Source organism: Streptomyces sp. NRRL B-1140, assembly GCF_001280065.1.
Taxonomy (GTDB): domain Bacteria; phylum Actinomycetota; class Actinomycetes; order Streptomycetales; family Streptomycetaceae; genus Streptomyces.
On record NZ_LGEA01000106.1, the window covers coordinates 57,295 to 67,938 of the forward strand.

9 protein-coding genes and 1 pseudogene are annotated in these 10,644 nt (G+C 70.2%); 6 read left to right on the forward strand and 4 right to left on the reverse strand.

What is annotated here, in order from left to right; translation table 11 throughout:
• Positions 1-69 precede the first annotated feature (69 nt).
• Positions 70-591: a GNAT family N-acetyltransferase gene (locus ADK65_RS24605; protein WP_053672646.1), complete on the reverse strand. Its 522-nt coding sequence runs from the start codon at positions 589-591 to the stop codon at positions 70-72.
• A 25-nt stretch (positions 592-616) separates the two neighbouring features.
• Between ADK65_RS24605 and thpR the strand changes: the two genes are divergently transcribed.
• On the forward strand, positions 617-1,189 hold the full coding sequence (thpR, locus tag ADK65_RS24610) for an RNA 2',3'-cyclic phosphodiesterase (protein ID WP_053672648.1): 573 nt from the start codon (positions 617-619) through the stop codon (positions 1,187-1,189).
• 198 nt (positions 1,190-1,387) lie between these two features.
• Here the strand turns inward: thpR and ADK65_RS24615 are convergent, their stop codons facing one another.
• Both ADK65_RS24615 and ADK65_RS24620 read right to left on the reverse strand, forming a co-directional pair.
• Positions 1,388-2,380: an aldo/keto reductase gene (locus ADK65_RS24615; protein WP_053672650.1), complete on the reverse strand. Its 993-nt coding sequence runs from the start codon at positions 2,378-2,380 to the stop codon at positions 1,388-1,390.
• A gap of 58 nt (positions 2,381-2,438) precedes the next feature.
• Positions 2,439-3,113 (reverse strand): SGNH/GDSL hydrolase family protein, encoded by a 675-nt coding sequence (locus ADK65_RS24620; protein WP_053672653.1) that lies wholly within the window; start codon positions 3,111-3,113, stop codon positions 2,439-2,441.
• Positions 3,114-3,235: 122 nt separating this feature from the next.
• Here ADK65_RS24620 and ADK65_RS24625 point away from each other — a divergent pair, with 122 nt between their 5' ends.
• Positions 3,236-4,210 (forward strand): hypothetical protein, encoded by a 975-nt coding sequence (locus tag ADK65_RS24625; RefSeq protein ID WP_053672655.1) that lies wholly within the window; start codon positions 3,236-3,238, stop codon positions 4,208-4,210.
• A 55-nt stretch (positions 4,211-4,265) separates the two neighbouring features.
• Here ADK65_RS24625 and ADK65_RS24630 read toward each other — a convergent pair whose 3' ends face one another.
• Complete coding sequence (locus ADK65_RS24630; protein ID WP_053672657.1) at positions 4,266-5,045, reverse strand: TetR/AcrR family transcriptional regulator; 780 nt, start codon at positions 5,043-5,045, stop codon at positions 4,266-4,268.
• Positions 5,046-5,154: 109 nt separating this feature from the next.
• Between ADK65_RS24630 and ADK65_RS24635 the strand changes: the two genes are divergently transcribed.
• The 4 genes and pseudogenes from ADK65_RS24635 (at position 5,155) to ADK65_RS24650 (ending at position 10,460) form a co-directional block, all read left to right on the forward strand.
• Entirely contained in the window at positions 5,155-6,114 is a 960-nt protein-coding gene (locus ADK65_RS24635) for an ATP-binding cassette domain-containing protein (RefSeq protein ID WP_053672659.1), read from the forward strand.
• Positions 6,111-6,932, forward strand: a complete 822-nt coding sequence (locus tag ADK65_RS24640) for an ABC transporter permease (RefSeq protein ID WP_053672661.1) — start codon at positions 6,111-6,113, stop codon at positions 6,930-6,932. The genes ADK65_RS24635 and ADK65_RS24640 overlap by 4 nt, the downstream gene beginning before the upstream one ends.
• Positions 6,933-7,080: 148 nt before the next feature.
• Positions 7,081-8,591, forward strand: a pseudogene (locus ADK65_RS24645) (cellulase family glycosylhydrolase).
• 264 nt (positions 8,592-8,855) lie between these two features.
• On the forward strand, positions 8,856-10,460 hold the full coding sequence (locus ADK65_RS24650) for an alpha/beta hydrolase (RefSeq protein WP_053672663.1): 1,605 nt from the start codon (positions 8,856-8,858) through the stop codon (positions 10,458-10,460).
• Positions 10,461-10,644: the final 184 nt, after the last annotated feature.

Here is a 10,644-nt window from a genome sequence, read left to right on the forward strand (position 1 = left end):
TGGATGAATCCGCGCAGTACAACGATACGCACGGTGACCAGGACACGCCCGGGTCCGCGGGGCCCGTGCCTACACCCGCTGGGCCAGCAACTGCCCCGGCCACTTGTCCTCGCCCACCGTAAAGGCCACAGTGCGGGTGAAGCCGTTGGACTCGTAGTAGCGGACGAGCTTGCCGTCGTCGCCGGCGTAGCAGTCGACGCGGAGGAGGGAGATCCCCGCGCGGCGGGTCTCCTCGGCGGCGTGGGCCAACAGGGCGCTGCCCACGCCGTGCCCCTTGAAGCGGCGGTCCGAGGCCAGCCAGTGGATGTAGCGCTCCGGTTCGCCGGGCTGCGGGAGGTGGGACAGGTAGGCGCCCGCCGAGCCGGTGAGGGTGAGGGTGCCGGCGGGGACGCCGTCGGCGTCGGCCATGTACACGCTGCCCTCCGCCATGTACCGGCGGACCGACTCCACCGTCTTCGGGCTCTGGGACAGGGGCCGCGTCCCCCACTGCCCCGTGCGCCCCTGGGAGACCAGCCACTCCACGCCGCTGTCGAGCATGCCGAGTATCGCGGGAATGTCGTCGGGCCCGCCGTCCCGGATGGTGATCCGCATGGCCTCATGGTGCCAGGCTGGTGCCATGAGACTCTTCGCGGCCGTGCTGCCCCCTGACGAGGTGTGTCGTGAACTCGGCTCCGTGGTCGACGAGTTGCGCGGGTTGCCCGGCGCCGACGGCATGCGCTGGACCGGCCGTCCCGGCTGGCACTTCACCCTCGCGTTCTACGGTGAGGTCGACGACGGCCTCGTCCCGGGGCTGTCGGAGCGGCTGGAGCGGGCCGCGCGCCGGACCGAGCCGTTCGACCTGGCCGTACGGGGCGGCGGGCAGTTCGGGCACGGGAAGGCGCTGTGGGCCGGGGCCGAGGGGGACCTGGCCACCCTCCGGCTGCTGGCCGAGCGGGCCGAGGCGGCGGCGCGCAAGGCGGGGGTGCCGATGGGGGAGCACCGGCGGTACAAGGCCCATCTGACCGTGGCGCGGAGCCGGGCGGCGGGGGACGTGCGGGCTTTTGTGGACACTCTCGCGGGGTTCTCGGGCCGGACCTGGACCGTGCGGGAGCTCTGCCTGGTACGGAGCAATCTGCCGACGTCCGGGGTCCCGGGGGAGCAGCCCCGCTACGAGGCGGTCGGGCGCTGGGCACTCGGGGGCGCCGGTTAGGCTCGGGTGCGTGGACCCGAAAACCCGCAACCGGATCATGGCCGGTGTGCTCGTGCTGATGTTTCTCGTCGTCGCCTTGGCTTCCGTGCTGGGGAGGTAAAGGGGCGGGGGCTGCCCGTCGCTTTCGGCTGCGGGCCGGTGGGGGCTTGTCGCGCAGTTCCCCGCGCCCCTTCAAAGAAGGGCGTCGCCCTCCAGGTGTTACCAGGCGAAAGCCTCCGGGCTCGGGCCCGGGCCCGGGAAGATCTCGTCCAGGCCGGCCAGGAGCTCCTCGGAGAGTTCCAGCTCCGACGCGCGGACCGCGGAGGCGAGCTGCTCGGCGGTGCGCGGGCCGACGATCGGGCCGGTCACGCCCGGGCGGGTGAGCAGCCAGGCCAGGGCGGCCTCGCCGGGCTCGATGCCGTGCTTGTCCAACAGGTCCTCGTAGGACTGGATCTGTGTCCGGGTCGCGGGGTCGCCCAGCGCGTCGGCCGCGCGGCCCGAGGCGCGGCGCTTGCCCTCGACCTCCTTCTTGAGTACACCGCCCAGCAGACCGCCGTGCAGCGGCGACCAGGGGATGACGCCGAGCCCGTACTCCTGCGCGGCCGGGACGACCTCCATCTCCGCGCGCCGCTCGGCGAGGTTGTACAGGCACTGCTCACTGACCAGGCCGATGGTCCCGCCGCGCCGGGCGGCGATCTCGTTGGCCTGGGCGATCTTGTAGCCGGGGAAGTTCGAAGAACCGACGTAGAGGATCTTGCCCTGCTGGACCAGGACGTCGATGGCCTGCCAGATCTCCTCGAAGGGGGTGTTCCGGTCGACGTGGTGGAACTGGTACACGTCGATGTGGTCCGTCTGGAGCCGCTTGAGGCTGGCGTCCACGGCCCGCCGGATGTTGACGGCGGAGAGCTTGTCGTGGTTGGGCCAGGCCGGGCCGTCGGCGCCCATGTTGCCGTAGACCTTCGTGGCGAGGACGACCTTGTCGCGCCGTCCCTCGCCCTTGGCGAACCAGCTTCCGATGATGCTTTCGGTACGGCCCTTGTTCTCGCCCCAGCCATACACGTTGGCCGTGTCGAAGAAGTTGATGCCCGCGTCCAGCGCCGCGTCCATGATGGCGTGACTGTCGGCCTCGTCGGTCTGCGGGCCGAAGTTCATGGTGCCGAGGACGAGCCGGCTGACCTTGAGTCCCGTGCGTCCGAGCTGCGTGTACTCCATGGGGCACAAGCCAACGTCTTGAAGTGCGCTCCAAGCAAGCACCATTTCGGGTGCGGGGCTACTCCTCGTACGGTGCCGCCAGGCCCCAGCCCTGGTGCATCGCCTCCGCGAAAGCCGCCGCGATCTTGTGTTCGCCGCTCGCGTTGGGGTGGGTGCCGTCGTAGGTGTCGGTGGCGACGTCGTACGAGGGCGGGGGTGAGGCCAGGAGGACGGGGGAGCCGGGCTCGTCGAGGTCGGCGGCCGTCTTGGCGAGGAGTTCGTTGAAGCGGGCGACCTCGCCGGCGAAGGCCTCGTCCGACTGGGCGCGCACGTTGGGGGTGACCGGCAGCCACACCATGCCCACCCGCCGGTTCGCCGCCCGTGCCTCGGACACGAACGCCCGGACGTTCTCGGCGGTCTGCTCGGCGTTCGTGTAGAAGCCCAGGTCGATCAGGCCCAGGGAGACCAGGAGCACGTCGGCGCCGCACGACCGCACCGCCTCGCCGATCAGCGGGGCCATGTGCTGCCAGCCCTCGCCCCAGCCGGCCAGGTGGGCACGCGGGAAGTCCGGATCGGCGTACCCGTACGACACCGGGGCCTCGGCGTGCTTGTCGTAGAGCGTCTCGCGGGGGCCGACGAGGGTGAAGGGGCCGCCGTGGGAACGGCACAGGTGCTGCCACAGCCGGTAGCGCCATGTGTGTTCGCCCGTGCTTCCGATCGTCATGGAGTCACCGACGGGCATGAACCTGAGCATCCGCTCATGATGAACGATCCCGGCGGCCGACGGGATGTGAGTCGGGACACGCCCCTCGGACGGCCGTGGAGCCGTGATCCGTAACGCCGGTGAACCGCGCGGCAGGATGGCAGGCTTGGGGCATGCGCAGACCGTTCGCACTTCTCGCCGCGGCCCTCCTCACGGGCGCCCTCGCCGTGCCTGCCTCCGCCGCCGACGGCGACGGGAAGTTCACGATCAAGGACCCGCGCATCACCGAGTCCAGCGGCCTGGCCGCCTCGCGGCAGCACCCCGGCATCTACTGGACGCACAACGACAGCGACGACGGGGCGTATCTCTACGCCGTGGACAGCGCGACGGGCGAGACGGTCGCCACGATCACCATGTCCGGCGTGGGCAGCCCGCGCGACGTCGAGGCCGTCTCCATCGGGCCGGACGATCAGATCTACGTCGGCGACATCGGCGACAACCTCGGCGGCAGCTGGCCGTACGTCTGGATCTACCGGCTGCCCGAGCCGAAGAAGCTGCGCGACGAGACGATCAAGGCCACGCAGTACGTCGTGAAGTACTCCGACGGCGCGCGGAACGCCGAGTCGCTCGTGGTGCACCCGAAGACCGGCCGGGTCTACATCGTCGACAAGAACGAGAAGGGCGGGCATCTTTACGAGGGCCCGGCGCGGCTCTCCCCGTCCGGGACGAACGTCTTCCGTCCGATCGCCGCCGTACCCGACCTGGAGGCCACCGACGCCGCCCTTTCCCCGGACGGCGAACACCTCGTCGTGCGCAGCTACTTCGGGGCGATCGCCTACGACTGGAACGGCGGGAGGATCAAGAAGAAGCAGCGGCTCGGCGTGCCGTTCCTGGGGCAGGGGGAGTCCGTCACCTACACCGCCGACGGCAAGAAGCTGATGTACGGCGCCGAGGGCGCGGACAGCCCGGTGGAGCCGCAGGACGCCCCGGGCGGTGGCGGATCCGACGCGTCGTCCGGGAGCGGGAGTTCGACCGCGTCCGACGGCGGGGGAGAGGGCCTGAGCGGCAACCTGAGGACGGGGGCGATCGCCGCGGGTGCGGTTCTGGTGGCGGTGCTGGCCGTGCGGGGGCTGAGGCGTCGGCGCTAGCAGATGTCCGCGAAGTGTCGTCGTCCGCCCGGAGGGCGGGCCCCGCGACGCCTGGTCACCGAGCGTTTCGGCGGGTCTCCACCAGCACGTCCAATCCGTCCAGGATCCGCTGCAGCCCGAACTCGAAGTGGTCGAAGTCCGTGCCGAAGGCGTCCTCGGAGAGTGATGCCATCACCGGGTAGCGGCCCGAGGCCATGGCCTTCTCCAGGATCGGCACCTGCGCCTGCCAGAACTCGGCGTCCGTGAGGCCCGTCCGGCGCTCCGCCTCCAACTGGTACAGCTGCGTGCGTGCGGCCCCGACGACGTACCCGTCGATCATGATGATCGCGGAGACCAGCTCGGGGTCGCTCAGTCCCATCGGGCGGATCAGGGTCAGCACCTTCTCCATGCCGTCGAGGGCGCTCGGGCCGAGGATCGGGCGGGACTGGTTGACCTGGAGCAGCCAGGGGTGGCCGCGGTAGAGGGCGAGGGTGGCGCGGGCCAGTGCCTCCAGGGCCGCCCGCCAGCCGCCGTCGCCGAGGTCGGCCGGGTTCTCGGAGGGGCGCTGCACCCGGTCCAGCATGAGGTCGAGCAGCTCGCCCTTGCCGGGCACGTACCGGTACAGGGACATGGTGCCGGTGCCGAGCTCGGCCGCGACGCGGCGCATGGAGAGGCCCTCCAGTCCTTCGCTGTCCGCCACCTGGATCGCCGCTTCCACGATCCGGTCCAGTGTCAGGGTCGGTTTGGGGCCGCGGGTGGGGCGGCGGCCGGTGTCCCACAGCAGTTCGAGCGTGCGGGCGATGTCGCCGCTGCCGCTGGTCTCCGTACCGCCCGTGCCACTCGAACCGCTCGTCATGGAGCCCAGCTTAGATCCCCGCGAAAAAACTGGGTACGGCGTACGCGCCATCGGGTACGGTGTACTCAGTTCGGTGCCGGCGGGGCACGGGCGTACGAGAGGGGGCGGCATGGACGGGTACGCGGTGCGGGCCGAGGCGCTGGAGAAGAGGTACGGCGAGAAACGCGCCCTGGACGGCTTCGACCTGGAGGTGCGCGAGGGCACGGTGCACGGCCTGCTCGGGCCGAACGGGGCGGGCAAGACCACCGCTGTCCGCATCCTGTCCACACTGGTCCGTCTGGACGGGGGCAGCGCGACGGTCGCCGGTCTGGACGTCGCCCGGCAGGCGCGCGAGGTCCGGGCCCGGATCGGTCTCACCGGCCAGTACGCGGCGGTCGACGAGGTGCTCACCGGCCGGCAGAACCTGGAGATGTTCGGCCGCCTCTTCCACTTGGGCGGCAGGCGGGCCCGGCTCCGGGCGACCGAACTGCTGGAGCAGTTCGACCTGGCCGACGCCGCCGACAAGGGCGTCGGCAAGTACAGCGGCGGTATGCGGCGCCGCCTCGACCTCGCCGCGTCGATGATCCTCGCCCCGGCCGTCCTCTTCCTCGACGAGCCGACGACCGGTCTCGACCCCCGCAGCCGCGGCGAAGTCTGGGAGTCCGTGCGGGCGCTGGTGGCGGGCGGCACGACCGTGCTGCTGACCACGCAGTACCTGGAGGAGGCCGACAAGCTCGCCTCCCGCATCACCGTCATCGACCAGGGGCGGGCCATCGCCGACGACACCCCGGACGGACTGAAGAACCTGGTCGGCGGCGACCGGATCGAGGTCGTGGTCGCCGAGCGGTCCGAGATCCCGCGGGTGGTGAAGGTCGTCGCCCGGGTCGCGGACGGAGAACCCGAGGCGGACGAGACGGAGTTGCGGGTGCACGCCCCGGTCGCCGACCGGGTCACCGCCCTCACCGAGGTCGCACGGACCCTCCAGGACGAGGGCGTCCGCGTGGAGGACATCGGGCTGCGCAGGCCCAGCCTCGACGACGTGTTCCTGCGCCTGACCGGACACCGCACCGAGAAGGAGGCCGCGGCGTGAGTGCCACCGACCTGAGCACACCGAGCACCCGGGGCGGCGCGTACTGGCTGCTCGCCGACTGCTGGAACATCGTCCGCCGCGGCCTGACCCACTACCAGCGCCAGCCGGTCAACATCGCCTGGCAACTGGGCTTCCCGATCCTGTCCGTGCTGCTCTACGGCTATGTCTTCGGCAGCGCGATGACGGTGCCGGGCGGCGGGGACTACAAGGACTTCCTGATGCCGGGCATGTTCGTGATGACCATGGCGTTCGGTTTCATCAACACGGCGACCGTCGTGGTCTACGACTCCACCAAGGGCGTCATCGACCGTTTCCGTTCCATGCCGATGGCGTCCTCGGCCGTGGTGGCCGGGCGCGGGGTCACCGATCTGATCGTGGCCTGCGCCGAGTTGGCCATCATGATGCTCACGGCCCTCGCCATGGGCTGGCGCCCGGACGGCGGCTTCGGCTTCCTCGCCGCCTTCGGTCTGCTGCTCTGGCTGCGGTTCGCGCTGATCTGGATCGGGGTGTGGCTCGGCCTGCTGGTGCCCAACCCGGAGGCGGCGGGCGGGCTGTTCGCGGTCGCCTTCCCGCTGACGATGATCTCCAGCATCTTCGTCGCGCCGCAGCTCATGCCCGACTGGCTGGGCTGGGTGGCGGCATGGAACCCGATCTCCTCCACGGCGGCGGCGACCCGCGAGCTGTTCGGGACGCCGGTCGGGGGCGGTGACTCCTGGGTGGAGCAGCACGCCCTGCTGATGGCCGGGGTGTGGCCGGTGATCCTCACGGCGATCTTCCTGCCCCTGGCCGTGCGGCGGTTCCGGAAGCTGAGCCGGTAGCCGACGGAGCGGTCGCACACCTCCCAGAGCCTTGACGTGCTCATGTTGCATCAGTTCTCTGGGAGGTGCGCGGCGTGATGGGAGCGCTCCCATCTGTTCCGGGTGCCGTGCTCTCCCCTCCCTGAGGAACCCGAGAGGAAGCAGCCACATGTTCCGCACTCTGCGCAGAGCGCTGTGTGTCGCCGCGGCGCTCCTGTTACCGCTGGCGGGCGTGCAGTCGGCACGAGCCGATGTCGCCGCCGAGGCCGCCGGTGCCGGCTACTGGCACACCAGCGGCCGGCAGATCCTGGACGCGGCCGGGCAGCCGGTCCGGATCGCCGGCATCAACTGGTTCGGCTTCGAGACCTCCAACCGCGTCACCCACGGCCTGTGGACGCGCGACTACAAGAGCATGATCGACCAGATCAGGTCGCTGGGCTACAACACCCTCCGGATGCCCTACAGCGACGACATCCTCAAGCCCGGCGCCACGCCGGAGGGCATCACCTTCGACGGCAAGAACACGGACCTGCGCGGGCTGACCTCCCTCCAGGTCCTGGACAGGATCGTCGCCTACGCGGGCCAGTCCGGCCTCAAGGTCGTCCTGGACCGCCACCGCCCGGACTCGGCGGGCCAGTCGGCCCTCTGGTACACGGCGTCGGTCCCCGAGTCGACGTGGATCACCAACCTCAAGGCCCTGGCGGCCCGCTACAAGGGCGACCCCACGGTGATCGGCATCGACCTCCACAACGAGCCCCACGACCCTGCCTGCTGGGGCTGCGGCGACACCTCCCGGGACTGGCGCCTGGCCGCCGAGCGCGCGGGCAACGCGGTGCTGTCGGTCAACCCCGAGCTGCTGATCATGGTCGAGGGGGTGCAGTCGTTCAACGGCACGAACATCTGGTGGGGCGGCAACCTCGCGGGCGTGGCCCAGTACCCGGTCCGGCTGGACGTCCCGAACCGGCTGGTGTACTCGGCGCACGACTACGCGACGTCGGTGGCGGACCAGTCCTGGTTCACGGACCCGTCCTTCCCGCCAACATGCCGGACATCTGGGACAAGCACTGGGGCTACATCTTCAAGCAGAACATCGCCCCGGTGTGGCTCGGCGAGTTCGGTACGACGCTGAGGTCCTCGGTGGACCAGAAGTGGCTGGCCGAGCTGGTGAAGTACCTGCGCTCGACGTCGGCGTACGGCACCGACGCCTTCCACTGGACGTTCTGGTCGTGGAACCCCAACTCCGGTGACACGGGCGGCATCCTCAAGGACGACTGGCAGACGGTCGACACGGCGAAGGACGCCTACCTGGCGCCCATCAAGGCCCCGGGCTTCGGCTCCGGAACCCCCGGTCCCGGCCCGGGCGACCCCGGCAACGGCACACCCACCTGCACCGCCGCCTACACCGTCGGAAGCGACTGGGGCGGCGGCTTCAACGCCGAGGTGAAGGTGACCAACACGGGCACGCTGCCGCTGAAGTCGTGGAAGGTGACCTGGACGTGGAGCGGATCGCAGAAGGTCACGAACATGTGGAACGCGACCCACACCCAGACCGGTGCGACCGTCACCGCGGTGAACGCGGCGCACAACGGCACTGTGGCACCAGGCGGTTCGGCGGGCTTCGGCTTCGGCGGCGCGCCCGGGGGCGGGGGTGTGCCGGCCGTGACGTGCACGGCGACGTGAGTACGGGGTGAGCCGGGGCGCCCGGTCTTCCTCGGGCGCCCCTTGCCCTGTCCGGCCGGTCTGCCCCTCGGCCCGCCCTGTCGGCCTGACGGTCCGTCCGGAATTGCCGTGACACCCCTTTGCGGGGGGTTTCTGAGAGCGGACTGTGACTCGATTTGGTCAAGTCTCGGTCGAATCTGTACATGAGCGGTGCGCTGTTCCGAAACGATGCGGCACGGCCCGTCACTCGCGGGCCTGACCCCCCTCATCGTTGCGAGAGACTCCATGAGAAGAAGCGCAGCCGTACTGTGTGGCGCGACCGTCGTACTGGCCGGGACCCTCACCGCCGTCCCCGCCAACGCCAGCGCGTCGCAGTCCGCGAGCACCGCCCGGACCGCCGCCGCGAAGATCACCTGGAAGAAGTGCGGGACCGACGACACCCCGACGCTCCAGTGCGCCTCGGTGAAGGTGCCGCTCGACTACGCGAAGCCGCGAGGCAAGCAGATCACCCTGGCTCTGTCCCGTGTGCCGCACACCGCGTCGAAGTCCCAGGGCCCGCTGCTCGTCAACCCCGGCGGTCCCGGCGGCAGCGGTCTGTCGCTGGCCGAATTCGTCGCGTCGTCCCTGCCCAAGGCGGTCGCCGCCCAGTACGACGTCATCGGTTTCGACCCGCGCGGCGTCGGCAAGAGCCAGCCCGCCCTGGACTGCAAGCCGGGCTACTTCGACCCGGTCCGCCCCGACTCCGTACCCAGCACGCCGGCGCTCGAGAAGGCCAACCTCGCCCGCGCCAAGGCCTTCGCGCAGGCCTGCGGCCGGAAGTACAAGGACGTCCTGCCCTACATCGACACCGTCAGTGCCGTGAAGGACATGGACTCGATCCGCAAGGTCCTGGGCGCATCGAAGATCAACTACTTCGGCTACTCGTACGGCACCTACCTCGGCGCGGTATACGCCAAGCTGTTCCCCGAGCGGGTGCGGCGCCTGGTGCTGGACTCGATCGTCGACCCGACCGGCGTCTGGTACGACGACAACATCCAGCAGGACTACGCCTTCGACAAGCGCCACAAGGCGCTCATGGCGTGGATCGCGAAGTACGACTCCACCTACCACCTCGGCACCGACCCGAAGAAGATCGAGGCCAAGTGGTACGCCATGCGGGCGGCCCTGGCCAAGAAGCCGGCCGGCGGCAAGGTGGGCGCCTCCGAGCTGGAGGACATCTTCATACCCGGCGGCTACAACAACGCCTACTGGCCCACGCTCGCCCAGACGTTCGCGGCCTACGTCAACAACCACGACACCGCGGCGCTGGTCAAGGCGTACGACAACATCGCCGCCATCGACGCCTCCGGCGACAACGGCTACAGCGTCTACACCTCGGTGCAGTGCCGTGACGCGTCCTGGCCGCGCGACTGGAAGCAGTGGCGCAAGGACAACTGGGCGGTGTACGAGAAGGCTCCGTTCATGGCCTGGAACAACGCCTGGTACAACGCGCCGTGCGCGTTCTGGCCGACGAAGTCGCTGAAGCCGGTGAACGTCTCCAACAGCAAGCTCCCGCCGGTGCTGCTGTTCCAGGCGACGGACGACGCGGCCACCCCCTACCAGGGCGGTGTCACCATGCACCGGCTGCTGAAGAAGTCCAGCCTGGTCGTGGAGCAGGGCGGCGGCAACCACGGCATCACGCTCAGCGGCAACGCCTGCCTCGACAAGTACCTCGCGACGTACCTCACCGACGGCAAGGTCCCGCACGGCAGCGGTGTGGCCGACGCCGTCTGCAAGAAGAACCCCGACCCGAAGCCGCAGCCGGCGGCGCAGAAGGCGCAGAGCGCGCCGCAGCCGGCCACCGCGGTGGCCGGTGACGGCCTGCGCGGGATCCTGGGGTTCGGGCGCTGAGCGCGTCGGTGACCAAGGCCTGACCGGACACACGGAGGGCGCCCGGCACAACTCGCCGGGCGCCCTTCGCCGTTCACCGAGGACACGACCTAGGTGTATTGACCTGGAGCGTTGTTCACACGGCTGATCGGTGGCTGGCCTCCGAGTGCGGTGTGGCAGCGATGGTAGTTGTAGACGTGGAGGA

Excerpts from the sequence above, each read along its gene's own strand:
- ADK65_RS24630 (WP_053672657.1), bottom strand. The coding sequence starts at position 5,045 with ATGACGAGCGGTTCGAGTGGCACGGGCGGTACGGAGACCAGCGGCAGC.
- ADK65_RS24615 (WP_053672650.1), bottom strand. The coding sequence starts at position 2,380 with ATGGAGTACACGCAGCTCGGACGCACGGGACTCAAGGTCAGCCGGCTC.
- ADK65_RS24620 (WP_053672653.1), bottom strand. The coding sequence starts at position 3,113 with ATGCTCAGGTTCATGCCCGTCGGTGACTCCATGACGATCGGAAGCACG.
- ADK65_RS24635 (WP_053672659.1), top strand. The coding sequence starts at position 5,155 with ATGGACGGGTACGCGGTGCGGGCCGAGGCGCTGGAGAAGAGGTACGGC.
- ADK65_RS24650 (WP_053672663.1), top strand. The coding sequence starts at position 8,856 with ATGAGAAGAAGCGCAGCCGTACTGTGTGGCGCGACCGTCGTACTGGCC.
- thpR (WP_053672648.1), top strand. The coding sequence starts at position 617 with ATGAGACTCTTCGCGGCCGTGCTGCCCCCTGACGAGGTGTGTCGTGAA.
- ADK65_RS24625 (WP_053672655.1), top strand. The coding sequence starts at position 3,236 with ATGCGCAGACCGTTCGCACTTCTCGCCGCGGCCCTCCTCACGGGCGCC.
- ADK65_RS24605 (WP_053672646.1), bottom strand. The coding sequence starts at position 591 with ATGCGGATCACCATCCGGGACGGCGGGCCCGACGACATTCCCGCGATA.